Annotated in this window: 20 protein-coding genes and 2 pseudogenes; all 22 read left to right on the forward strand. The window is 32.2% G+C overall.

The genetic code is table 11. The features are described 5' to 3' along the window. Positions 1-96 precede the first annotated feature (96 nt). The 22 genes and pseudogenes from A3I1_RS0101785 to A3I1_RS0101890 all read left to right on the forward strand — a co-directional run bounded on the left by A3I1_RS0101785 (position 97) and on the right by A3I1_RS0101890 (position 25,341). Entirely contained in the window at positions 97-2,538 is a 2,442-nt protein-coding gene (locus tag A3I1_RS0101785) for a GBS Bsp-like repeat-containing protein (protein ID WP_018369609.1), read from the forward strand. Positions 2,539-2,702: 164 nt separating this feature from the next. Beyond that, positions 2,703-4,268, forward strand: coding sequence for a glutamine-hydrolyzing GMP synthase (guaA, locus tag A3I1_RS0101790; protein WP_018369610.1), 1,566 nt, complete (start codon positions 2,703-2,705; stop codon positions 4,266-4,268). Between the two features lie 252 nt (positions 4,269-4,520). Next, positions 4,521-5,885, forward strand: a complete 1,365-nt coding sequence (locus tag A3I1_RS08105; RefSeq protein WP_233275090.1) for a relaxase/mobilization nuclease domain-containing protein — start codon at positions 4,521-4,523, stop codon at positions 5,883-5,885. Between the two features lie 98 nt (positions 5,886-5,983). After that, on the forward strand, positions 5,984-6,199 hold the full coding sequence (locus A3I1_RS0101800; RefSeq protein WP_018369612.1) for a helix-turn-helix domain-containing protein: 216 nt from the start codon (positions 5,984-5,986) through the stop codon (positions 6,197-6,199). Between the two features lie 18 nt (positions 6,200-6,217). Continuing rightward, a complete protein-coding gene (locus A3I1_RS0101805; protein WP_018369613.1) occupies positions 6,218-9,244 on the forward strand; it encodes a type I restriction endonuclease subunit R in 3,027 nt (1,008 codons plus the stop codon). Continuing rightward, on the forward strand, positions 9,237-10,520 hold the full coding sequence (locus A3I1_RS0101810; protein ID WP_018369614.1) for a restriction endonuclease subunit S: 1,284 nt from the start codon (positions 9,237-9,239) through the stop codon (positions 10,518-10,520). The genes A3I1_RS0101805 and A3I1_RS0101810 overlap by 8 nt, the downstream gene beginning before the upstream one ends. Further along, the gene (locus A3I1_RS0101815; protein WP_018369615.1) at positions 10,517-11,845 is read left to right on the forward strand and encodes an AAA family ATPase; all 1,329 of its coding nucleotides are present in this window, start codon (positions 10,517-10,519) and stop codon (positions 11,843-11,845) included. Before A3I1_RS0101810 ends, A3I1_RS0101815 begins: the two co-directional genes overlap by 4 nt. Then, on the forward strand, positions 11,845-13,638 hold the full coding sequence (locus tag A3I1_RS0101820) for a type I restriction-modification system subunit M (RefSeq protein ID WP_018369616.1): 1,794 nt from the start codon (positions 11,845-11,847) through the stop codon (positions 13,636-13,638). The genes A3I1_RS0101815 and A3I1_RS0101820 overlap by 1 nt, the downstream gene beginning before the upstream one ends. 108 nt (positions 13,639-13,746) lie before the next feature. Further along, positions 13,747-13,977 (forward strand): hypothetical protein, encoded by a 231-nt coding sequence (locus A3I1_RS08595; protein WP_026216730.1) that lies wholly within the window; start codon positions 13,747-13,749, stop codon positions 13,975-13,977. A gap of 332 nt (positions 13,978-14,309) precedes the next feature. After that, complete coding sequence (locus A3I1_RS08600) at positions 14,310-14,453, forward strand: hypothetical protein (protein WP_233275088.1); 144 nt, start codon at positions 14,310-14,312, stop codon at positions 14,451-14,453. A 401-nt stretch (positions 14,454-14,854) separates the two neighbouring features. After that, on the forward strand, positions 14,855-15,217 hold the full coding sequence (locus A3I1_RS0101835; RefSeq protein ID WP_018369617.1) for a hypothetical protein: 363 nt from the start codon (positions 14,855-14,857) through the stop codon (positions 15,215-15,217). A gap of 48 nt (positions 15,218-15,265) precedes the next feature. Then, entirely contained in the window at positions 15,266-15,955 is a 690-nt protein-coding gene (locus tag A3I1_RS08115; protein WP_018369618.1) for a DNA alkylation repair protein, read from the forward strand. Between the two features lie 123 nt (positions 15,956-16,078). Further along, positions 16,079-17,473: a serine hydrolase domain-containing protein gene (locus tag A3I1_RS0101845; protein ID WP_018369619.1), complete on the forward strand. Its 1,395-nt coding sequence runs from the start codon at positions 16,079-16,081 to the stop codon at positions 17,471-17,473. 172 nt (positions 17,474-17,645) lie between these two features. Further along, positions 17,646-18,200, forward strand: coding sequence for an RDD family protein (locus tag A3I1_RS07760; RefSeq protein WP_018369620.1), 555 nt, complete (start codon positions 17,646-17,648; stop codon positions 18,198-18,200). Positions 18,201-18,215: 15 nt separating this feature from the next. After that, positions 18,216-18,833 (forward strand): annotated as a pseudogene (locus A3I1_RS08120) (SAP domain-containing protein). Positions 18,834-19,109: 276 nt separating this feature from the next. Further along, entirely contained in the window at positions 19,110-19,319 is a 210-nt protein-coding gene (locus A3I1_RS0101860; protein WP_018369623.1) for a helix-turn-helix transcriptional regulator, read from the forward strand. Next, complete coding sequence (locus tag A3I1_RS0101865; RefSeq protein WP_018369624.1) at positions 19,306-19,830, forward strand: hypothetical protein; 525 nt, start codon at positions 19,306-19,308, stop codon at positions 19,828-19,830. Before A3I1_RS0101860 ends, A3I1_RS0101865 begins: the two co-directional genes overlap by 14 nt. A gap of 20 nt (positions 19,831-19,850) precedes the next feature. After that, a pseudogene (locus A3I1_RS0101870) lies at positions 19,851-19,943 on the forward strand (type I deoxyribonuclease HsdR); the annotation flags it as partial. A 499-nt stretch (positions 19,944-20,442) separates the two neighbouring features. Next, positions 20,443-21,456, forward strand: a complete 1,014-nt coding sequence (gene nrdF, locus A3I1_RS0101875) for a class 1b ribonucleoside-diphosphate reductase subunit beta (RefSeq protein WP_018369626.1) — start codon at positions 20,443-20,445, stop codon at positions 21,454-21,456. An 11-nt stretch (positions 21,457-21,467) separates the two neighbouring features. Further along, complete coding sequence (nrdI, locus tag A3I1_RS0101880) at positions 21,468-21,857, forward strand: class Ib ribonucleoside-diphosphate reductase assembly flavoprotein NrdI (RefSeq protein WP_018369627.1); 390 nt, start codon at positions 21,468-21,470, stop codon at positions 21,855-21,857. A 10-nt stretch (positions 21,858-21,867) separates the two neighbouring features. Beyond that, on the forward strand, positions 21,868-24,039 hold the full coding sequence (gene nrdE / locus A3I1_RS0101885; RefSeq protein ID WP_018369628.1) for a class 1b ribonucleoside-diphosphate reductase subunit alpha: 2,172 nt from the start codon (positions 21,868-21,870) through the stop codon (positions 24,037-24,039). A gap of 216 nt (positions 24,040-24,255) precedes the next feature. Then, entirely contained in the window at positions 24,256-25,341 is a 1,086-nt protein-coding gene (locus A3I1_RS0101890) for an endonuclease/exonuclease/phosphatase family protein (protein WP_018369629.1), read from the forward strand. The last annotated feature ends 61 nt before the right edge of the window (positions 25,342-25,402 follow it).

The raw sequence follows: 25,402 nt of genomic DNA on the forward strand, positions 1-25,402 counted from the left end.
TAAAGAGGGGTGCTTAGCATCCCTCTTTAAATTTATTTGCTAAAACTTCTTACCAATAGTATAATATTTTTAGAATTAAATAATGGGGGTATTATTATGCAATGTAAAAGAATTAAATCTTTTTTATACATTTTATCAATAATTTCTATAGTCATTTTTGCACCATCTGTTATGGCTGATGACACTACAAATGGTAGTGAAATAAACACAGAATCGCAAGTAGAATTATCTGATGGATTATCAGGTACTCAACAAAAAGTTTTTGATAATAATACCAATCAAGATGAAAAAGTTATAGAGAATATAGAAACTAAATCTCATAAGAATAACGACGAAGAAAGTGAAGAATCTTCCATTGTAATTAATGAAAATTCTATTTCAAATAATTCCACTCTTGATGAAATCCATTCTAATTCTGAAGTTATTGAAGAAAATTTTGATAACTCTGACAATCAAACAACAAAAGAACAAAATGAAGATTCTTATAAAAGAGATAGTGTTTTTAGAGCTAGCAATCAACCTCCTAAAATTAATGAAATGACAGATGTAACCATTGGTGCTAAAGGCTTAAGAATTCAGTACCAACCTCAAATACCAGTTAATACAGTAATTAAGTTTGCAGTTTGGTCTGATAACAAAGGTCAAGATGATTTGGTGTGGTACACTGCTAGAGATGGTGGTGTTTCTTATGTTGATTTTTCTAATCATCGTTCTTATGGCCTTTATCATATTCATACTTATTCTAATACAAATGGTGTGATAAAAGGTTTAAATGTAAGTACCATTACAATTGACTTTCCAAAAGTTGATGCTGTTATTGAATCAGTCAATGATCGTCAATATAAAATTAATGTATCAAATGTTTCACAACAACTGACAGAAATTATCATTCCTGTCTGGTCTAATCATAATGGCCAAGATGATTTGAAATGGTATAAGGCCTCTAAGTTATCACCTTCTACATACAGCCTTGTGGTTGATTTAGCCGATCATCAATTCATAACGGGACATTATAGCGTTCATTTATATGGATACAGTCAAGTGACAAAATCAATGATCGGTTTAAAAACAACTGATGGATTTGTTTTTCAACCTAAAACACTTTATAACGCGAAAATTAAAATCGAAAATTATGATAAGTACAAGCCTACTTTTGATGTTGTTATTGACTCCAGTGAGTCTATAAAAAACGTTAACCAAGTACGTATCGCTGTTTGGTCAGCAAATAAAGGTCAAGATGATTTGAAATGGTACAAAACTACAAAACTTTCTGATACAAAATACCAAGTCATAGTACCAATCAAAAATCATAATTTTGATTTGGGTCACTATAATGTTCATATTTACGCAAAAAGTCAACTGGAACAAAATCGTTTGATTGGTATTGCTGATGCAAAGGGTTTTAATACTGGAGTTATTTCACTTTCTAATCCAATCGTTGCTATAAAAAATCATAAACCTAATCAGGCATCTCTTGATGTTTTGATTACTACACCAGAAAATTCTTATGATGTGACGATAATTAAAGTAGCAGCTTGGTCTGAAAAAAAACAAGAAAATATTCATTGGTATGTTTTAAAACCAACTAGTTCAAAAAAAGTTACCATCTCAGTGAATGGCAAATTCCATCATAATGTAGTTGGTGATTATACGGTCCATACTTATTTGACATTAAGTAACGGTAAAGTAATTGGTTACGATTTAGGAAAACATTATTTTGAAAAAGGAACTAATCCAAGTAAGGCAAGAGTAAACTATTTTGGCACTGGTGTTCATCAACTCAAAGTGGATAATCTTTATTCTGATGGTGATGTTGTTTATGCTGTTTGGTCCGAAAAAAATGGCCAGGATGATTTAAAATGGTACAAAGCCTCTAAAGAAAATCTTCAAGCTCAGGGCATGTTTAATGTTGTTAATCATACTAATGCTGGTACTTATCATATCCATGTTTATCAAAAACAAAATGGTAAAATGTATTTTGTCACCACCACCACAAAAACTGTTAAACATACAAACTACAATAATATGCCTCATTATTTGCAATGGGATTCTAGATGGAGTGGTAGAAACTATGGTAGTCAAACTTTTGGTGTAACAGGTTGTGTTCCTACGGCATTAAGTATGGTTTACACTGCTCTTAGTGGTAAGGATATCAAACCAACAAATGTTGGAGATTATCTTTATCATCACACAAACGAATTTAATCGTAAATTTGCAGGAACCTCAGCTTTAGGAATTTTACAAGCAAATAAGGCATATGGCTTTAAATCAACAGTTTTATCTTCACAAAAACAATTAGAAGATAACCTTAAAGTTGGCCACTATGTCCTTGCTGCGGTTCAAAATAATAAGTTTGTTAGCAATGGTTCACATGAAATAGTTCTAAAAGGTTATCAAAATGGCATGACTTATGTTACTGATCCTTGGAGCCGACAAAACACTGGTTGGTATCCGGTAACTAGATTGTTTGCTGAACGCAGTCATGCACCAGAAGATGTTCAAGGTGTGGGAGTTCCCTTCATTAAAATAACAGACTAAAAAGAGTCGGCTTCTAGCTGACTCCTTTTATTTTAAAAAAATAAATTAATATATAATTTAAAGATAGTCGTTTTAAAAAAGATTTTATTTTACTGTGTGAAAAGGCTAAAATTATGGTAAAATATCAAAAAAGGTTGTTTTAAACAACAAGAGAAAGGGAACCCATGAGCACAGTTGCTAGTATGTTAAATGATGTTGAAAAAATTATTGTCCTAGATTACGGTAGTCAGTATAATCAGTTGATTACACGTCGTATCCGTGAATTAGGTATTTTTTCTGAGTTGATGAGCCATAAGATTTCTGCAGAAGAAGTACGCGCTATTAATCCGATTGGAATTATTTTATCGGGTGGTCCAAACTCTGTTTATGAAGAAGATAGCTTTAAAATTGACCCAGAGATTTTAGAATTAGGGATTCCTGTTCTTGGGATTTGTTATGGGATGCAATTAATCACCCACACTTTAGGGGGTAAAGTAGTACCAGCTGGAACGGCAGGAAATCGTGAATATGGTCAATCACAATTAAACTTAACCCAAACGTCTCAATTATTTGAAAAGACGCCACAAGAACAAATCGTTCTTATGAGCCATGGTGATGCCGTTACTGAAATTCCTCAAGAGTTTGTTAAGACTGGGGAATCACTTGATTGTCCTTTTGCAGCTATTGAAAATACTGACAAACATCTTTATGGTATTCAGTTTCATCCAGAAGTACGACATTCTGTTTACGGCAATGACATACTTAAAAATTTTGCTGTAGAAATTTGTGGTGCCTCATGTAGTTGGTCTATGGATAACTTTATCGATCTTGAAATCCAAAAAATTCGTGAAAAAGTTGGAGATAAAAAAGTTCTTCTTGGTCTTTCTGGTGGAGTAGACTCGTCAGTTGTTGGTGTTCTTCTTCAAAAAGCGATTGGTGATCAATTGACCTCTATCTTTGTTGACCACGGCTTACTTCGTAAAGGCGAAGCAGAACAAGTCATGGAGATGCTTGGTGGCAAGTTTGGCCTTAACATCATTAAAGTGGATGCGCAAAAGCGTTTTCTTGATAAACTGGCTGGGGTTGATGATCCTGAAAGGAAACGTAAAATCATCGGTAATGAGTTTGTCTATGTTTTTGATGATGAGGCAAGTAAACTAAAAGATGTGAGTTTCCTTGCACAAGGAACTCTTTATACTGATATTATCGAGTCAGGAACAGAGACAGCACAAACCATCAAGTCTCACCACAATGTTGGTGGACTGCCTGAAGACATGCAATTTGAGTTGATTGAACCATTAAATACCCTCTTTAAAGATGAAGTACGTGCACTTGGAACGGCACTTGGTATGCCTGATGAGATTGTTTGGCGTCAGCCATTCCCAGGACCAGGCTTAGCCATTCGTGTCATTGGTGAAATCACAGAAGAACGCTTAAAAACTGTTCGTGAATCAGATGCTATCTTGCGTGAAGAAATAGCAGTAGCAGGGCTTGACCGTGACATCTGGCAATACTTCACCGTTAATACCGGTGTGCGTTCCGTTGGAGTTATGGGAGATGGTCGTACCTATGACTATACCATTGCCATTAGAGCCATCACATCAGTTGATGGGATGACCGCAGATTTTGCTAAAATACCATGGGACGTTCTTCAGAAAATCTCAGTACGTATCGTTAATGAAGTAGACCACGTTAACCGCATTGTCTATGATATTACTAGCAAACCACCAGCAACAGTAGAGTGGGAGTAACTAAAAAGAGGCTCTAAAGCGTTATAAATAGCCATTTTATGAGTATAGTACTTGCAAAATGCTTGCAGATTTTATTATTGTATGTAAAAACGCTAATCGGTATATAGACTGATTAGCGTTTTGCTTTTTGTTCATCAAAATCAGATATATCAATAATAATAAGCTGAAGGCAGTTACGAAGATACATCCAATTAAAACTACGCTGAAAAAACGATAGACTATATCTGTAATGGTGATAAAACCGATGATGAAATCTATGTTACCACCCACCTTTGCAGTAGAGAAAATGCCCACAAGGAATTTGAGCTTACCAAGAAACAGTTTGGCTCAAGAACCAAGACCTTAGCCCATCATTTAATTCAATCTTTCGTTCCGGAAGAAGTAAGTTTTGAAGAAGCTCATCAAGTTGGAATTGAACTTTGCGAAAAAATTTTAGAAGGAAAATATGAGTATGTATTAGCTACCCATATAGATAAAGACCATATTCACAATCACATCATATTTAATTCCATCGATGTGGATGAAGGGAAGGTTTATCATTCCTACTATTGCTCTTATATGAATATTCGAAATCAGAGCGACAAGCTTTGCAAGGAGCATAATTTATCTGTAATCGACCGGGAAACACAAAAGGAAATCAACGAGATTAAGCAAAGAAAATTTGTGAATTGGTATGATTGGAATGAAGATAAAAAAGGTAAAAGTTATAAATCCAGACTGCAATTTGATATGGATAGAGTGATTCAAAAAGCAATAAACTGGGAACATTTTCTTAGAATAATGGAACAATATGGATATGAAATTAAGTTTGGCAAGCATATTGCTTTCAAACAAAAAAATCAGCAAAGATTTACCAGAGCGAAAACCATAGGGGATAATTACACAGAAGAAAAAATCAAAGAAAGAATCCGAAATAAAGACAAAGAAATAGGAGAGCTGGTGGATAAAACAAAATATGGAAATCAGGATTGGGTAGTTCATACCAACATGCAAGTAGCATCTAAAATTCTATTAAAAATAAGAGATAAAGGTTTTAACTCCATGGAAGCATTGGAAAAAGGAATTCAAAAAATATCATTTCAAAAAAATCAATTGAAACGACAATTTGATAAACTTTCGTGGGAACAAAAGAGGATAAAAGAAGTAGTAAAGCATATTCAAATCTGTATCAGCAAAAGAGAACATTACGAGGGCTATCTTAAAAACCCAAATGATAAAATTTATATGATGATGAACCGAAAAGATGTAGAAGCCTCTCAGAAATCCTATGAGGAAATAGATATTTTTCTTAAGCAATTTCCGCATTTGAAAGATATTGTATTAGAAGGATTGAAGAAAAAATCAAGTAAAAATCTTTTCAGAAAATTAAATGAGCATTCCAAAGAATTACAGGTTAAACAAGAGGATATTGCTAAGAAATACAATTCGTTATTAGTACAATATGAGGAATTTAAACATCTGAAAGTTAATATGAATGAATATCTTGGTAGAGATAAAGTTGAAATGGGAAAAGAATCAATTATTAAAACTCTCAATAGAAAGGAGATTAAGGCTAAGGTTGAAACAAAAGAGACTGTAAGAAATAAGAGAAAAAGTTCAAAAGAAATCGATTTATAGAGTGTAATCATGTTTAATTATATTTTCAAACACTATAGCTTATGATATAATATATGATATATAAATGTAGTATAAAAATTTTTAAGGAGAAGATTGATATGGAGTTTTCTGAAATCATTAAGGATATTCGTTCGGAATTAAATTTATCACAAGAAGGATTAGCTAGAGAATTACATGTTGGATTCAGTTCAGTAAATAGATGGGAGAACAATAAATCAAAACCTAATCAAATTGCAAGACACGCTTTGATTGAATTTTGTAAAAAGAAGAAGTTAAGACAGGATTTAATCGATTTATTAGAATCAATTAATTAATAATAAAGGATGATATGTATGAAGAATGAGAAGCAAATAGAAAATGAGTTTATTAAGAGACTTGTAGATTTAAAATATGTCTATCGTGAAGATATTAGAGATAAGATTTCACTAGAAGAGAATTTCAGAAAACATTTTGAACGATTGAATCGTGTTAAACTAAGCGACTCTGAATTTACAAGGCTACGTGACAGCATAATAAATCCAGATGTTTTTGATACTGCAAAAAAATTAAGGGAAATAAATACATTTAAAAGAGATGATGATACACCTTTGCAGTATATGCTTGTCAATATTAAAGATTGGTGTAAGAACGAGTTTGAAGTTGTTAATCAATTACGAATTAATACAGAAAACAGCAATCAACGTTATGATGTTATGTTACTTATTAATGGTATTCCGGTAGTTCAAGTTGAATTAAAAACATTGCAAATCACTCCTAAAAAAGCTATGGAACAAATAGTAAACTACAAAAACGACCCGGGGAATGGATATACAAATTCATTGCTTTGTTTTATACAACTATTTATTGTAAGTAATGAAACCAATACTTATTATTTCGCCAATAATCGAAAAGAACATTTTTGTTTTAATGCAGAGGAAAGATTTTTACCTATCTATGAATTTGCAAATAAAGACAATAATAAAATAACAAATTTATATGAATTTACGGATTGTTTTTTATCTAAGTGTGAACTTGGTGAACTTATCAGTAGATATATGGTGCTTATAGTAAGCGAGCAAAAGTTATTAATCATGCGACCATATCAAATTTATGCAGTTAAAGCAATTATGGATTGTATTGAGCAAAATCGTGGTAATGGCTATATTTGGCATACGACCGGAAGCGGTAAAACCCTTACATCATTTAAAGCGTCAACACTTTTGAAGGATAATCCGGAGATTGAAAAGTGTTTATTTGTCGTGGATAGAAAAGATTTGGATAGACAGACTCGTATAGAATTTAATAAGTTTCAGGAAGGTTGTGTGGAAGAGAATACAAATACAGAAAGTTTGGTCAAACGTCTTGCATCGGATGATTATAAAGATAAAGTCATAGTCACCACAATACAGAAACTTGGACTTGCACTTGACGATGATAGTAGGCGAAATCAAGAGAAAAAAAGAAGAGGGGAGTTGACTTTTAAAGAAAGATTGGAAAGTCTGCAAGATAAACGCATGGCTATTATTTTTGATGAATGCCACCGTTCGCAGTTTGGTGATAATCACGAGGCGATAAAAACCTTCTTTCCTAAAGCACAACTTTTTGGATTTACAGGTACCCCGATTTTCGAAGAAAATTCATCTTACAGGCAAGTCGATGGAACCATAGGTTCTTATAGAACAACAAAGGATGTTTTTGAAAAAGAACTTCACTCATATACAATAACAAATGCCATTGATGACGGAAATGTTTTGCGTTTTCATATTGACTATTTCAAACCCGATGATGTTCAAATGGCTGCAAAAGCAGATTCAACAATAAGTAAAAAGAAAATTGCAGAAGCTATATTATCCAAGCATGATGCCGCAACTTATAATAGACGTTATAATGCTATTTTGGCAACAGCGAGTATTACTGAAGCAATAGAATATTACAATTTATTTAAAGAGTTGCAGAAAGAATATAAAAAGACGAATGAAATTTTTGTTCCTCTTAATATTGCTTGTGTTTTTTCACCGCCTGCTGATGGTAACAAGGATGTGAAACAACTTCAGGAGGATCTTGATCAAGAAAAGATAGATAATAAACAGGATCCGGATAAGAAAAAAAAGGCATTAAAACAAATAATTGATGATTATAATAATAAATATAAAACAACTCATGACATCAATAATTTTGATTTATACTATCAAGATGTGCAAAAGCGTATAAAAGATCATCAATATTCTAACGCTGATTACTCTCACGAAAATAAAATAGATATCATAATTGTGGTAGATATGCTTTTGACGGGATTTGATTCAAAGTATTTAAATACTTTATATGTGGATAAAAATTTGAAACAACACGGACTAATTCAAGCCTTTTCAAGAACAAACAGAGTCCTGAATCCCACAAAACCTTATGGCAATATTATTGATTTTAGAGGACATAAAAATGAGGTTGATGCAGCGATCAGACTGTTTTCGGGTAAAGAAAATAGTGAAAAAGTAAAAGAAATTTGGCTTGTAGATCCTGCTCCTACTATAATTAAAAAGTTGGAAAAAGCAGTAGATGAACTTGGAGATTTTATGAAAGCCCAAGGACTGGAATATAAACCTGAAGAAGTAAATAATCTTAAAGGCGACACGGCTCGTGCTATGTTTATTGATAAATTTAAGGAGATACAAAGGTTAAAAACACAGCTTAATCAATATACGGATATTAAAGAGGATCAGGCATCGGATATCAAGAATCTATTACCGGAAGATACAATGCGTGCATTTAAAGGGGTATATTTAGATATCGCAAGTAGATTAAAAGACAACCAAGGAAAAGATGCAAATAATATAGTTCCTGAAGTGGAACAGTTGGATTTTGAATTTGTTTTATTTTCATCTGCCATTATTGACTATGATTATATTATGGCTCTAATTTCTCAATATACACAATCGAATATCCCTAAAAAAGAGAAAATGACGAAGAAGGAATTGATAGCCCTTATTGCTTCAACCTCCAATTTAATGGATCAAAAGGAAGATATTGAAGAATATATAGAAGAACTTGACCAATTTATTAAAACTTCCGGAGAGAATAAAGGCTTGAGTGAAAAGGAGGTAATGGACGGTTATCAAAAATTCAAATCTGAAAAATCTTCTAAAAAGCTCATCTCCATATCTGAAAAATATGGTATTGAAGCAGATACTTTGCAATCTTTTGTTAAGGCAATCATGGATAGGATGATTTTTGATGGGGAAAAATTGATTGATTTATTGGAACCATTAAATCTTAGCTGGAGAGAAAGAACCGAAAAAGAGTTGCAGTTGATGGAGGACTTAATTCCTGTATTAAAGAAAATGGCAGATGGTCGAGAGATTGTGGGGTTAAAGGCGTATGAGTAAAAGAAAAATGCTGAAGATCAGATATAGATTCCCAAATTTTAATTTTGATTGGAAAAAAAAATATTTTAATGATATATTTGATTTTCATCAGACAAATACATTTTCAAGAAGTCAAATGAATGATAAAAGAGGATTTACAAGAAATATTCATTATGGAGATATTTTGACAAAATATGGAAATGTTTTAAGTGATTTCCAAGCAGTACCTTATATAAATCAAGAGATTAGTTTATTGAAATTTAAAGAAGAGAGTTACTTACAAAACGGAGATATTATTATTGCCGATACAGCTGAAGATTTAACTGTTGGAAAATCGATGGAAGTTCAAAATGTTGATGAAAAAATATTATCAGGATTACACACAATATTGTGTAGACCAAAATTTAGGTTTGCTCCTGAATTTTTGGGCTATTATCTAAATACATCAAGTTATCGCAGTAGTTTTATTCCTCTTGTTGTAGGAGTAAAAGTTTGTTCTATAAGTAAAACAAATATATCAAAAACATTAGTTATGTACCCGGATGATATTGATGAACAACAAAAAATTGCAGATTGTCTATCTTCTGTTGACAAGCTTATTTCTGCTGAAGAAAAAAAGTTATCATTTCTGAAAGATTATAAAAAAGGCTGGATGCAAAGGTTGTTTCCTAAAGAAGGAAAAACAGTTCCAGAGTTGAGGTTTCCTGAGTTTCGGGATTGTGGGGAGTGGGAAAAGTTGAAGATAAAGAGGATTTGTTATCCTCCCTATAGCGGTGGAACTCCAGTTACTTCTAAAAAAGAATATTATAATGGCACTATTCCATTTATTAGATCAGGTGAAATTGGTAGGTTAAAAACAGAATTGTTTTTAACCTCCAAGGGATTAGACAATTCTTCTGCTAAAATGATTGAAAAAGGAGATGTTTTAATGGCTCTTTATGGAGCAAATAGTGGTGATGTTGCAATATCGCCTATTAGAGGGGCTATTAACCAAGCAATTCTGTGTTTGAGGCATAAAAATAATAATGCTTTTTTATATCACTATCTTGCATTTAAGAAAAATTGGATAGTCAGAACATATATACAAGGAGGACAGGGGAACTTATCTGGAGAGATTGTAAAATCAATTGAACTTTGTTCTCCGCAAGAACCAAAAGAACAACAAAAAATTGCAAATTTTTTATCTGGGATAGATGAACTGATAATTAGACAAATAGATAAAATTGAAGCGTTAAAACAACATAAGCAAGCATTAATGCAAGGGTTGTTTCCTGCTGTTGAGGAGGTTTTGAAATGAGTATGAATATACCTAAAAGCTTCACAAAAAAAGAATTTCAAAAACTAACAAACAAAACTTTAGGAAATAAACCTCAGGGTAATAATCCATTTCAACAATATAAAAAAATAATTACGGATAATTACAAAAAAGATAGAGATTCTGGAAATTATATTTTGAAAGAAGGATTATCTAATGAAGCACTTGCAAATATTGATTTTATTTTTAAAAGAATTGGATATAAAGAATTTAATTCAATTAGAGAAGTTGCTGAATATTTTAAAAGATTATTGGAGGAAAAAAAATATATTGTTTTATTTGCTTATAACGGAACAGGTAAAACAAGACTTTCTGGTGAATTTAAATCTTTAGGACAGCAGTTGAATGAAGAAACAGGAGAAAAAACAGCAGATACACTTTACTACAATGCTTTTACAGAAGATTTGTTTTATTGGGATAATGATTTAGATTATGATACAGAGCGTGTATTAAAATTTAATAGGCATTCTCGTTTTTTCAATGGACTAAAAGATTTGGATATGGATAATAAAATTCGCCCATTTCTTCATCGATATGCGGATTTTGGCTTTGATATTGATTATGATGAGGCAAAGATTAGTTTTTATAGAGAAGAATTGGTTGAAGGAAGGATGCAACGTACAGACAATATTAAAATATCTCGAGGTGAAGAGAATATTTTTATTTGGTGTTTTTTCTTGGCAGTTGTTCAATTGGTAATAGACAAAGCGGAGGCATATGAATGGGTAAAATACATTTATGTAGATGACCCTATTTCTTCTTTGGATGATAATAATGTAATTGCTGTAGCAAGTCATTTAGCCTCACTTATGAGAGGAGACGACATAAAAGTTATTATTTCATCACATCATACACTTTTTTTCAATGTCTTATGTAACGAGATTAACAGAGCGCAACAAATATTTTTACAAAAAAGTACAGACAATGCTTCTTATATTTTGAAAGATACCACTAAGACACCTTTTTTTCATCATGTTGCATTATTGAAGGAATTAAAACAAGCATCGGATACAGGGATATTGTATACTTATCATTTTAATATTTTAAGGAATATATTAGAAAAAACCGCTTCATTTCATGGATATGCACATTTTTCTTCTTGTATTAGAAAAGGTGATGAAGAGAATGAACCTGTATACACAAGGGTTGTTAATCTTTTAAGTCATGGCAATTATTCTTTATTTGAGCCTAAGGAAATGGTAGAGGAAAATAAGCAATACTTTAGAGATATACTTAAAAATTTTTTAGAAGATTATAATTTTAACCAAAGATTATTTGAGGAAACTCAAAATGAGGAGGAAAAATAATGAGTAATTTACAACAAAAACAATTAGGAGATGCACTTTGGGGCATAGCAGATAAACTTCGCGGGGCTATGAATGCGGATGACTTTCGTGATTATATGTTGTCTTTCCTCTTTTTGAGATACCTTTCTGATAACTATGAAGATGCCGTAAAAAAAGAGCTTGGAAGAGATTACACGGATTGTGAAAAAGAAATTGAAAATGCATTGGCAGATGGAAATGTTGATAAAGTTATTGAGGAATTAAAAGAAAAGATTTCGAATTACTTTGAAGAACTACCTATAAATAAGTTACCGGTAAAACAAGGTGAAACGGATCATAAAATCATTAAGAATGCAAGGCAAATACTTGTTGATGAGTATCATAATTTGCTTGAAAGTGGCAAATTAACTCCGCTAAGTGTTTGGTATATGAATAATTTAGACCAGATAGCTATGTTTGAAAAACAGATGCGAAAAAAGGTGCATTTTGTTATTAAACCACAATATCTATGGAGAAATATTTATGAATTAGCAAGGACTCAAAACAAACAACTTTTAAAGACTTTGCAAAAAGGGTTTAAATTTATTGAGAATGAATCTTTTGACAGTACTTTTCATGGATTATTTTCGGAAGTGAATCTTGATTCGGATAAGTTAGGAAAAAGCTATCCATTACGAAACGAAATGCTTTGCTCTATTATTTCCGAAATTGCTGAAAAACTTGCCGAGTTTACTGATGATATAGATCTTTTAGGAAATGCTTATGAATACTTAATTGGTAAATTTGCAGCGGGTTCAGGTAAAAAAGCCGGAGAATTCTACACCCCTCAGCAGATTTCCAACATTCTTTCCAGAATTGTTATATTAGATCCTCAAAATCCCAAGTCGGGAAAGAGAAATAAGATTAATAATCTACTGGATTTTGCTTGCGGGTCCGGATCATTGCTTATTAATGTAAAAAAGCATCTTGAACCTAATAGCATAAGTCAAATATACGGGCAAGAGAAAAATATAACTACTTATAACCTTGCAAGGATGAACATGTTATTGCATGGTTTTAAGGATTCTGAATTTCAAATTTTTCATGGAGATTCATTGCTGAATGATTGGTCGCTTTTGAATGAAATGAATCCGGCTAAAAAATTGGAGTGTGATGCAGTGGTTGCAAATCCCCCATTTAGTTATAGATGGGAGACGAATGATACACTTGCCGAAGATTTTCGTTTTAAAAGTTACGGATTAGCCCCTAAGTCGGCAGCGGATTTTGCATTTTTATTACACGGATTTCATTTTTTGAGTAAGAATGGAACTATGGCAATCATCTTGCCTCATGGTGTGTTATTTCGCGGAGGTGCAGAGGAAAAAATCAGAACCAAACTTCTGAAAGACGGAAATATTGATGCGGTAATTGGATTACCAGCTAATTTATTTTTCTCAACAGGAATACCTGTATGCATTTTGATATTAAAAAAATGTAAAAAACCTGATGATGTGTTATTTATCAATGCGAGCGAATATTACGAAAAAGAAAAACGACAAAATGTTTTATTGCCGGAACACATAGATAAAATTGTTGAAACTTATCAATTTCGTAAGGAAGAAAAAAGATATTCTCGTCGTGTATCGTTGGAAGAAATTGAGAAAAATGGACACAACTTGAATATTTCACGATATATAAGTATAGCGCCAGAAGAAAAAATAATTGATATTAAAGAAGTATCAGAAGAACTTCAAAAAATAGAAGAAGAAATAAAAGCTGCAAAAGATAAACACAATGAGTTTTTGGATGAACTCGGTCTTACGAGATTGCCATAAGCTTTATGTCTGAACAAGAGGAGGATAATATGCCCGATTTAAAAGCGAAAGAATGCCGTATTTAATTGTTCTCAGTGGAGAAACTTTCAAAAGGTTATTGATAGAGCAATGATTGCTTGTGAGAACAGTGGACATGAAATAACATACGATTTTGCTGAGGTCAGTAAGATCGTGGAAGCTGGTTCTAAATGCAAATCCATTAAAGTCTATGAATTTACAAGACATGCTTGTTATTTGATTGTTCAAAACGATGATCCGAGAAAAGAAGCTGTTGCACTTGAACAAACTTATTTTACTATACAAACATATCATCAGGAAGTAGCAGATCATTTTAATTAGCTTGATGAAGACAGAAAACTTGTCGTTCGTGTTGATATTAAACAATCGAATCAGCTTTTGGTAGAAACAGCACACGATGCAGATATTATAATAATCGAATAATTTGCTATATTCCAGAATGCAGGATATATGGGATTGTATGGTGGATTAGATGTGGAAGATATACATGACAGAGAAGGCTTAACAGTGAGACAAAAGATTTTGGATTATATGGGAAGCACTGAACTTATTGCTAATCTATTCAGAATATCATAAACGGAAGATAGGTTGAGGAAAGATAAGATTGAAGAGCAGAAGCAGCAACAAAAGTTCACTATTCAGTAGGAAAAGAAGTGAGAAGTGCTATCGAAAAAATTGGTGGTACTATGACAGAAGATTTACCTGTGCCTGAAAAAAGCATTCAACAGATAGAAAAAGAACAGATGAAACGTTTAAAAGATAAATCTAAAAAAGGTAAATTGATGTTGGATGAATGATGTATGCTGTCAGAAATTCGCTATTACTGTGGTATCACTCTCGATACTGATATGATACTAAATAATTCAAAAAACACGAAAAATGGGTATAAAAACAGTTGAAAATAGAAACTAAAGAAATACTGATATAGAAAAACAGGAACAAATATGATATGGTAATTATTGAGTGGGAGTAGGTTCCGAGATTTTATAAGCCTTGATTTTACTGACTATTCTATGAGTACGAGTGGTTCATGATACTATTTTGATACTAAAAAATATGGCTAGCCACTGGGAATGTAGAATAGTGAAAGAAATCAGGAGGTCAATATGAACAATAGGATTAGGATGAAAAATATAACAATTAAAAAAGATATAATACCAATTTTAGACCAGGTTCTTAACTTATATAATGATGTATCATGGACAGCCTATACATCCGCTCCAGATCAATTAGAGAAGGCTTTGAAGAACTCTTTGAAGGTTTGGAGAGTGCTGGAGAAGTTGATCCTGAGATTGCTGTTATTGGATTTATAATCCTTTTGTTTAGTATTATTGGTCAGATTATTACGTTATGGTACACTGGAAAATTAAAAAAACAGTTTGCCCAAAATGAGACACCAAGCTCTGTTCTTCCAATCATCTTTTTAGTATTTTCTTTATTATCAGTTTATGGTAATCTAAGACCTGAATTCAACACTTTTGGTGTTTTACTTAATGGCTTTATTGCTTATTTATGGTTTGTTGTCATTAATATTATTAAAAATCTTAAGAATATGGAATAAAAAATGGCTAAGAAAGTAAAAGACTATTACGATATTGACTAATTAAAAATGATATCAAATAAGATAGTAGAGATAAGTAACGATTTTAATAGTGATAAATTTCTTGAACTCACAAGAAATAGTATTGAACAATTGGAATTTAATCAAAGACAGGACTTAATAGCAAAAGCCCTATTTGAGTCTATCAATTTAGGCTATGAAGAAACACTTTTGATTTTTTATCAAATGTTAGGAGATGAGTTAAAAGGAAATAGTGGTTCATTTTCTGAAGGTTGGTGGCTTTGGCCGATTGGTAAGTATGTGGAACTATATGGTGATAATTACTTAGAGGCTAGCCTAAACTTCAGCAAAGAATTAACCAAGAGATTTACGTCAGAGTATTGCATGAGACCACTAATAAAAAAATATCCGAAAGAAACGATGACAGTGTTGGAAGAGTGGAGTGTTGATGAAAACGAAAGGGTTAGGAGACTTTCCAGTGAATGTCTTCGCATCAGACTACCATGGGCGAAGAAGCTATATACTGCTTTAGATAACTTTGATCAGTATTTTAAAATCCTAATGAATTTAAAAGATGATAAAGACAAATACATTCAAAAAAGTGTTGCTAATAATCTCAATGACTTATATAAGGAAGATGAAGAAAAGTTTTATTTTATTATTAACGATTGGGAGAAGGGCGATATCAGTAAAGAATGTCAATGGGTTATTAAACATGGTTCACGTAATGTCAAGTGATGCGCGATTTTGATTGCTACTTTAAACTCATGTATTACATTAAGTTCATTAGCTAAATAAAGTACAATTGTAGTGAAAATAAAAAAGACTAAAACTTATAATCAAAAGTAGAGGTGAGTTAGTATGTTAGTACGTATAAAATATATTATCGTATTTTTAAGTGTTATTTTTCTTGGCTTAACTCAATCTACCACCTATGCTAATTCAGATAGTATTGACTATGAAAAGATAGATTTACAAATCCGTCAAGATGTTAAAAATTATCATATTCCCGCTATGGCAATTGTTGTAGTGGATAAAGAGCAGGTTTTATTTTCAAAGACATATGGAAATAATGTAACAATAGAGACTCCCTTTATTATAGGATCTATGAGTAAATCTTTCACAGCTCTTGCGATTATGCAACTTGTTGAAGCTGGGAAAATCAAGTTAGATAGTCCAATCTCTGAATACATTGATTGCTCAGAATGGTTTATTGAAGACAAAAATTCTAAAAATATTACTGTCAGAGATTTACTCAATCATACGAGTGGCATTACTCAATTTCAGAGATTTGGTGAACTGAAATCAACAAATTTCTATGGTCAACATGTCTATGCAAATACTAATTATGGTTTATTAGGTCTAATCATTGAAAATGTTAGTGGAATGACTTATGATGACTATATTAATGAGAATATCTTTTTACCACTTGGCATGAAAAATTCAGCTGCTAGTTTAGAAAAAAGCTATGAAAATGGCTTGATAAAAGGCTATAGAAATTATTTTGGTATTCCTATTGAAAGTCATGCAGAATACCCTAAAGAGATTTCAAAAGGAACTTGGACTAATGTGCCTGCTGGTTACTTATCAGCAAGTGCTTCTGATTTAGGTAAGTATCTACAGATGTATTTGCAAGGTGGTAATGATATCATTAGCCAATCGAGTATTGAAAGTATGTTTTATGATGGGGTTTCAGTCAATCAAGATGACTATTTTTACGCAATGGGTTGGCAGTATTCAGAAAAAATGTTTCAGGAGAAAATGATTTGGCATGCTGGTTTAGTCGAAAACTATATTTCTAGTATGTTTATTTTGCCAGAAGAAGATAAAGCAGTAGTAGTATTAGTTAACATGAATGATTATTTAGTAACAAATAACTTGATTCAGGATATCATAAATCCCTTATTGGGAGAAACTCGAGATGATTTTAAAGAAAATAGGTACTTAGTCTTTCACGGTTTAATTGATTTGTCTTGTTTGTTATTAAGTATGATTTCTTTCTATTCTTTGATAACAATTTCAAAATGGAAAACAAAGCAAAAAACATGGTTTTTATCTTTTATTGATACCGTTAGACACATTATTATCCCATTAGTTTTATTTGGAATTCCTATTTTTTTAGAAACACCTTCATGGGTAATATGGTCATTTGCAAGAGATTTGTGGCTTGTTTTGTACGTTAATGCAATAATTCTAGCTATTACAGGATTATACAAGTTGAAAATAATCTTCTTATCGAAACCAAAAGGACTCTAGTATAATCTAGATCTTTTTTGTCACCAATTCAACATAACAAAACTTTTAGGTATGGTATAATAAAGTTGAGAATAATCATAAGAGTAATAAAATTTTTTAGTGTTTTTCATCACTTATGTGAATGATTATCACTCTTGTAAAACAGTGATTAGACGGTTAAGAAGGAGTTAAAATGATTAAAAATAATGACATCCCACTCAAAACAAGGTTAAAAGAATTATTGATAGACTATCTAGTGATTGTTGGCTACCTCTTTTTGTTATTTCTAGTAGCGACCTTATTTTATCAACTGTTCTTTGGTGGCATACCTCTTTTTTCAGAAGTTACGTCACAACTAATAGCTACTTTGACGTCTGTTGTTCCAATTGTTTTGTTATTTTCTTACCTTGATTGGCGTGGTGGTAGTATTGGTAAGAAGAAGACAGGGTTAAGAATTCATTTCAAGAAGAAGCAGTTTCGTTTTGCTCTCATTAGAAATGTGATTAAATTTTTACCTTGGCAGTTGGGGCATATGGCTACCATTCACGGCATTTACCATGATTTTGATACCATTAGCCTTGTCTTACAAATTCTAAGCATCGGTCTTATGTTGGATATGTTTGCTATGGGGATTCTTCGAGAAGACAAACGACACTTTGCTGATTTTATTGCTGGTTCTCAGGTGCAAGCACCTCATCCTTCACAGTTAAATCGTGCTGTCATTGATTCTATGGATGTTAAGCAATAGTGAGGAGAGTTGATGATGATAGAAAATAGACCTGAGTTTAAAAGCATTAAATCATTTGACGAATTTGAAAAATATTATTGGTATCGTAAGGAACTGGCAGAAATTTGTAAGTCTCTCGACTTGGAACATCGTGGGACCAAGAAAGAGTTAAATCAGATTATCAAAGCTTACTTTGATGGGGATTTGATTAGAAAAACGAGCAAAAAAGTTCCCCAAAAACGAGCTGAAGAGATAAGTCTTGATACACCATTACTGAGTTGAGGATTTTCTTTTAATACCACATTTAGAGAGTATTTTTCTGATTTAACGGATGTTTCTCCTTTTAAATTCACGGCAGATATGGCAACAGCATGGCGTAAAGTCAAAAGAGAACAGGATTTTAACGTTACCATTGCTGATATGCTCAGCATTTACCGTGGAGAATCCGATTATGCTAAATACGACCATTCAACAAGTCAGTGGAATCTCTTTTTAAAGGATTTCCATGCAGATAACATCAGCCAAGAATACACCAATAAGCTAAAAGTGGCAGCTATTTTGTGGAATATTGTTAAGAACAGCAAAGGTGAGAAGAACTATCGTAGAGCAGTTGTCGAAGAAAATCGTGAGAAGATTATGCAATATTTGAAATGAAAATAACAAACAAAGTAGTTGAGAAAATCTTAACTGCTTTTTATTAATCTAATAGACAACTGTAAATAAGGTAGTATAAGTATCAGAAACGTTTATAATGTTTTTGATGAATGTTTTTCTGAAATCATGCTACTATTTGAAAGATTACCACTAAATGAGTTAGTTTCTGCTTAGTAAATTTATCTTTCAATGACAGAAAAATTAAATTTTCAAAATGAAATATATAGTTGACATATTGCAATTAATATATTACAATATATTTAGAGGTCATTCGTTATGAAAAATAATAAATTGAGAGTAGCTAGAGCAGAATGTAATTTATCTCAAGAAGAACTAGCAAAAATTGTTGGTGTTACTAGACAAACAATTGGATTAATTGAAAATCGAAATTACAATCCGACATTGCATTTATGTATTGCGATATGCAAAGCAACAAATAAAACCTTGAACGACTTATTTTGGGAGGAAGATGATGATGAAAAATAAACATTCAAATCATAGTAACAATTATCCAGTGATTGATGAAAGACTAAAAAAATCTATTGGTGATGTATCAACAATTATTGTAGTTGTCACAATTATTTATTTACTTGTTGAGGCTTTCTATAAATATGTGACAACAGCAAATATCTTAACAACAACTTGGGAAATAGCACTGCTTTTACTAATTGTTGCAATATTTTTAATTGGTATCAGATCAAATAAAGAAATGACTCTACCAACTAGTTTCTTAGGTAAGCAGCTTCCTAGTAGTCAATCAAATGAAGCAAAAAGAAATAGAATAAAAGCTTACTTCATTGAGTCAGTAATCACGAGTGCAGTAATTACTGGATTGACTTTCTTTTTTGAATTTATTGGAATAGAAGTGAAATTAAGTTTAAATGAATATATAGCTAGCTTTTTGGGGTTAATGATTGTTTACCTAATTTTGAGTTATCTTTTGGGTGAGCATAACATCAAAAAATACAATAAATATATGGAAAAATTTGAAAAATGAAATTTATTTTTTGGTATTCTCTAAATCCTAACTACCTGACAAAAAAACAATCAGTTTTTCAAAAACTATCAGCCTTTGTTGAAAAATATAAAGGTGTTGGTGGTCAACTATAATTTGCAACACTTCCACAAAATGTGGGGGTGTTTCTTTATTTTTTGTCTATATGTTGTGTTTTTAGTAAAAAATTTTTATTAAAAATAATAATGAGACTATCAAACCTTTCAAAGTATTATTTTTCTTGATTTTTAAAGGTTTTTAATAATTTTAGAATTCTCTTTGAAAAAAACTGATAAAGATAATTATAAGAATTCAGTCTTTAAAAACATTTAATTATACATCAATCTTTCGCAAAGGTTATAAAAATTGCGAAAATTGCTTGTCAGTTCTATTTTTTTTTGGTAGTATACATTTAAAGAAAGTGGGGCCAAAGAGAATTTTTAAGCCTAGCTTGTATTACTCGTGAAAAGAAGTGTTAAAGCTTCACAAAACAGTTGGATTTAGTCCGAGTTTGCTAGAACCAAAAACAGTTGCAAAATTTTTTCAAATGACCACTCATTTGAAGGGCTTTTTGTGTACCCAAAAACTCAAAATAGTTAAAACAGGAGAAATCGTATGGGTAAAAACTACTTTAGCAAATCACAGTCGCCAATCGACTGGGCAATCAATTGTCAAGAGATGCCAATGCGCTCTATCAATTGGAACAAGTTGCAAGATGATAAAGATCTTGAAGTTTGGAACAGAGTCACACAAAATTTTTGGTTACCAGAAAAGATTCCCGTTTCAAATGACTTAAACTCATGGACTGGTCTTTCAAAAGACTGGCAACAACTAATCACTAGAACCTTTACGGGTTTGACGCTTTTAGACACCATTCAAGCGACAGTAGGGGATATTGCTCAAATTCAACATTCTCAAACAGATCATGAACAGGCGATTTATACCAATTTTGCTTTTATGGTAGCTATTCATGCAAGATCTTACGGCACTATTTTCTCAACTTTATGTACGAGTGAGCAAATAGAAGAAGCACATGAATGGGTTGTTGCTACTGAGAGTCTACAGGCTCGAGCAAGAATTCTTATTCCATTTTATACTGGGTCTGACCCACTAAAATCCAAAGTAGCTGCCGCTATGATGCCAGGATTTTTACTCTATGGTGGTTTTTATCTACCGTTTTATCTATCAGCCAGAGGAAAACTACCTAATACGTCTGATATTATCCGTCTGATTTTACGTGATAAGGTCATTCATAACTATTATAGTGGTTACAAGTACCAACAAAAAGTGGCTAAATTACCTAAAGAAAAGCAAGAAGAAATGAAGCAATTTGTTTTTGACTTGCTTTATCAGTTAATCGATCTTGAAAAAGCCTATTTGTCTGAACTCTATGAAGGTTTTGATATCGCTGAAGAAGCCATTCGTTTTAGTGTTTATAATGCTGGTAAGTTTTTACAAAATCTTGGTTATGATTCGCCTTTTACTGATGAAGAAACTAGCATATCACCAGAAGTGTTTGCTCAACTATCGGCAAGAGCTGATGAAAATCATGATTTCTTCTCAGGGAATGGCTCATCTTATGTGATGGGTGTTAGCGAAGAAACACTTGATGAGGATTGGGAGTTTTAAAGGAGTTTAACATGTTAGTTGTTTATTTTTCTTCAAAATCCAATAATACGCATCGTTTCGTTGAAAAGCTTAACTGCAAGAGTTTACGCATCCCAGTTAAAAAGACTGATTTGTCTGTTTCTGAGGATTATATCTTGATTGTACCAACCTATGCTGGTGGTGGTAATGAAGTGAGGGGAGCTGTGCCAAAACAGGTCATTCATTTTTTAAATTCACCACAAAATAGAAAACATTGTCAAGCAGTTATTTCTTCAGGAAATACTAATTTCGGAGATACATTTGCGATAGCAGGCCCAATTATTTCACAAAAACTACAAGTTCCACTCTTACACCAGTTTGAGTTACTAGGAACACAAAGTGATGTTTTAAAAGTACAAAACATCTTAGATTCATATCAGTGAGAGGAAAATAATGAAAAACTCAGAAAAATATCTTTCTTTAAATGCTATGACACGTTTTAAAGATAAGAAAGGCAATTATCTTTTTTCAGCAGACAAAGAAGCTGTTTCTAATTATTTAGAAGAATATATCAAGCCAAACACTATGGCATTTAACTCATTATCAGAAAAAATTGATTACTTAATTGCTAATGATTATTACGACGAAGCTGTTTTAAATCTATATCGTCGTGAATTTGTTCTACAATTATTTGAAGAAGCCTACGAAAAAAAATTTACTTTTTTAAATTTTATGGGAGCTTTAAAGTTTTACAATGCTTACGCCTTAAAAACAGATGATGCTAAATACTTTTTAGAAAACTTTGAAGATCGTGTTGCTATGAATGCTCTTTTCTTAGCTAATGGTGATGAAACATTTGCTCTTTCATTACTTGATGATATTATTAGCAATAAATTTCAACCTGCCACACCAACATTTTTGAATGCTGGTAAAAAAAGACGTGGTGAATTTATTTCTTGCTACTTACTAAGAGTAGAAGACAACATGGAGTCTATTTCAAGAGGTATTAGCACCAGTCTACAACTATCAAAGCGTGGTGGTGGGGTAGCTCTTTGTTTAACTAATCTTCGTGAATTTGGAGCACCAATAAAAGGCATTAAAAATCAATCTACAGGTATTGTGCCTGTGATGAAATTATTAGAAGACTCTTTTTCTTATGCTAATCAACTAGGTCAAAGACAAGGAGCAGGGGCTGTGTATCTTAGTGCACATCATCCAGAAGTTTTAAAATTTTTAGACACTAAACGTGAAAATGCTGATGAAAAAATTCGTATCAAATCATTGTCGCTAGGTCTTGTTATACCAGATATCACCTTTCAGTTAGCCAAAGAAAATAAAGAAATGGCGCTCTTTTCACCGTATGATGTTGAGCGTGTCTATGGCAAAGCCATGTCAGATATTTCAATTACTGAAGAATACGAAGCTTTGGTGGCTAATGATGACATTACAAAAACCTACATTAGTGCCCGTAAGCTTTTTCAAATGATTGCTGAACTCCATTTTGAGTCTGGCTATCCTTATATTTTGTTTGAAGATACTGTCAATGAGAGAAATCCACACAAGAAAAAAGGGAGAATTGTTATGTCTAACCTTTGCTCAGAAATCGCTCAAGTTAGTACACAAAGCGAATTTAGTGAGGATTTGAGCTTCACTAAAATTGGCGAGGATATTTGCTGTAATCTAGGTTCTATTAATATTGCTAAAGCAATGGATGATGCAGAGCATTTTGAATCTTTAATCGAACATAGCATTCGCTCACTTGATAGCGTGTCTCGTTCTTCAGATTTAGACAGTGCGCCATCTATTAAAAAAGGCAATCAAAATAATCATGCTGTTGGTTTAGGTGCCATGAATCTTCACGGTTTTCTTGCAACCAACCACATCTATTACGATTCAAAAGAAGCAGTGGAATTCACCGATTTATTCTTTTATGCTATGGCTTTCTACGCTTTTAAAGCGTCTCAAAAACTTGCCAAAACTCATGGCGCTTTTGATGGTTTTAAGGATTCTTCTTTTGCTGATGGTTCATACTTTGAAAAATACACTAATGAAGACTTTGTGCCTCAAAGCGAGAAAATAAAAGCTCTTTTTGACAGTTACCACTTCCATCTACCAACTCAGAAAGAATGGCGACAATTGGTAGCAGACATTAAAGAAACCGGTATTGCAAATGCTCATTTGATGGCAGTTGCACCAACAGGTTCTATCAGTTATCTTTCATCTTGTACACCAAGTTTACAGCCTGTTGTTTCCCCAGTAGAAGTGAGAAAAGAAGGTAAAATTGGTCGTGTTTATGTGCCGTCTTATAAGATTGATAATGACAACTATGTTTACTATCAGAAAGGGGCTTATGAAGTTGGGCCAGAACCAATCATTAATATTGTAGCCGCAGCACAAAAACATGTTGATCAAGCAATCTCTTTAACCCTCTTTATGACTGATAAAGCGACAACACGTGACTTGAATAGAGCCTATATTCACGCCTTTAAGGAAAAATGTGCTTCCATTTATTATGTTCGTGTGAGACAAGACACCTTAGAAGGAAGTGAGCTCTATGATCAAGATGAGTTAATTGACAATCTTGGTGAGTCATATGCTGAATTATGTGAAGCATGTATGATTTAGAATTAATTTATTTCAAATTTAAAAAGTGGAAATTAAGATTATTTGACATTAAAATGTTTATCTATCTTTAAACTTATAAAAGAGGCAGTGAATTTTTTCTGTCTCTTTTGAATTTTATAATTCATATGTTTTTAAAAAATAGTTGAAAATTTGACTTATAAATATAAAATGATTTTTTCTTTATGATATAATAAACTTAATAAAAGGAGGATGTTTATGAAGAAACAAAGACATATCTTTAAAACAATTTTAAAAGTCTTAGGTTTTATTGTAGGCATAGTTATTTCAACTTTTGTTGGCTTAGTCTTATTTTTGACAATAACTGAGTTTAAGCCAAATAGGGTTACTATGATTCCTCTTGAAAAAACTGTTGAAAAAACAGTTCCTAAAAATAAGAAACTAACGATTGTCTCTTTTAATATAGGCTTTGCTGGCATGGGAAAAGAATCTGATTTCTTCATGGATGGTGGCAAACAAGTTTTTCCTAAGGATAAAGAACTTGTGAAAAAAAATTTAGAAGGCATATCAGAAATTCTTCAAACAATTGATGCCGATTTTTCACTTCTACAAGAGGTAGACATAGACTCTAGACGAAGTTACAATATTAATGAACAAAATTTTCTTAACGAGGCAGTTTTTAAAACCCCTAGTCTTTTTGCTACCAATTTCAAAGCAGCTTTTGTACCAGTACCATTTCCACCACTTGGTAAAATGCATTCTGGCCTCTTAACTAATAGTCGATATGATATTGGAGAAGCCAGCCGTGTTTCTTTGACAGTGCCTTTTAAATGGCCTATTCGGCTTGCAAATTTAAAAAGGTGCTTACTGATAACTCGTCTACCTATTGAAAACTCAGATAAAGAATTAGTACTTGTAAATCTACATTTAGAAGCTTATGATGATACAGGAGGACGGGAAACACAAACACGTGAACTGATTCAACTAATGAAAAAAGAGTATGAAAAAGGCAACTATGTAATTGCTGGTGGTGATTTTAATCAATCACTTTTTCCTCTTGATAAACTGCCTTTTGAATTATCAAAAGATATTTGGAAACCAAATGTTTTAGATGAATCAATTCTACCAGATGGATATCAATTATTAAAAGATGAAACTTTAACACCGTCGTGTCGTTCTCTACATAAAGTTTATAATGCATCAAGTGAAGACATGGTTTACTACATTATTGATGGCTTTATTGCCACTCCAAATATAGCTGTCAATCATGTTGAAACTTATCAACAAGATTTTGAGTATTCAGACCACAATCCCATTGTTGTGAATTTCGTTTTGAAGGATTAAAGGAAGTACTTAATGTCCCATATTGATAAGAATAGTATGGTATATTTTTTAATTATTATTT

The organism is Streptococcus marimammalium DSM 18627 (assembly GCF_000380045.1).
GTDB lineage: Bacteria > Bacillota > Bacilli > Lactobacillales > Streptococcaceae > Streptococcus > Streptococcus marimammalium.

Bases quoted from the DNA above. Each gene is read 5' to 3' on its own strand.
- A3I1_RS0101785 (WP_018369609.1), top strand. From the start codon at position 97: ATGCAATGTAAAAGAATTAAATCTTTTTTATACATTTTATCAATAATT.
- guaA (WP_018369610.1), top strand. From the start codon at position 2,703: ATGAGCACAGTTGCTAGTATGTTAAATGATGTTGAAAAAATTATTGTC.
- A3I1_RS0101800 (WP_018369612.1), top strand. From the start codon at position 5,984: ATGGAGTTTTCTGAAATCATTAAGGATATTCGTTCGGAATTAAATTTA.
- A3I1_RS0101805 (WP_018369613.1), top strand. From the start codon at position 6,218: ATGAAGAATGAGAAGCAAATAGAAAATGAGTTTATTAAGAGACTTGTA.
- A3I1_RS0101810 (WP_018369614.1), top strand. From the start codon at position 9,237: ATGAGTAAAAGAAAAATGCTGAAGATCAGATATAGATTCCCAAATTTT.
- A3I1_RS0101815 (WP_018369615.1), top strand. From the start codon at position 10,517: ATGAGTATGAATATACCTAAAAGCTTCACAAAAAAAGAATTTCAAAAA.
- A3I1_RS0101820 (WP_018369616.1), top strand. From the start codon at position 11,845: ATGAGTAATTTACAACAAAAACAATTAGGAGATGCACTTTGGGGCATA.
- A3I1_RS08595 (WP_026216730.1), top strand. From the start codon at position 13,747: ATGATTGCTTGTGAGAACAGTGGACATGAAATAACATACGATTTTGCT.
- A3I1_RS0101835 (WP_018369617.1), top strand. From the start codon at position 14,855: ATGGACAGCCTATACATCCGCTCCAGATCAATTAGAGAAGGCTTTGAA.
- A3I1_RS08115 (WP_018369618.1), top strand. From the start codon at position 15,266: ATGATATCAAATAAGATAGTAGAGATAAGTAACGATTTTAATAGTGAT.
- A3I1_RS0101845 (WP_018369619.1), top strand. From the start codon at position 16,079: ATGTTAGTACGTATAAAATATATTATCGTATTTTTAAGTGTTATTTTT.
- A3I1_RS07760 (WP_018369620.1), top strand. From the start codon at position 17,646: ATGATTAAAAATAATGACATCCCACTCAAAACAAGGTTAAAAGAATTA.
- A3I1_RS0101860 (WP_018369623.1), top strand. From the start codon at position 19,110: ATGAAAAATAATAAATTGAGAGTAGCTAGAGCAGAATGTAATTTATCT.
- A3I1_RS0101865 (WP_018369624.1), top strand. From the start codon at position 19,306: ATGATGAAAAATAAACATTCAAATCATAGTAACAATTATCCAGTGATT.
- nrdF (WP_018369626.1), top strand. From the start codon at position 20,443: ATGGGTAAAAACTACTTTAGCAAATCACAGTCGCCAATCGACTGGGCA.
- nrdI (WP_018369627.1), top strand. From the start codon at position 21,468: ATGTTAGTTGTTTATTTTTCTTCAAAATCCAATAATACGCATCGTTTC.
- nrdE (WP_018369628.1), top strand. From the start codon at position 21,868: ATGAAAAACTCAGAAAAATATCTTTCTTTAAATGCTATGACACGTTTT.
- A3I1_RS0101890 (WP_018369629.1), top strand. From the start codon at position 24,256: ATGAAGAAACAAAGACATATCTTTAAAACAATTTTAAAAGTCTTAGGT.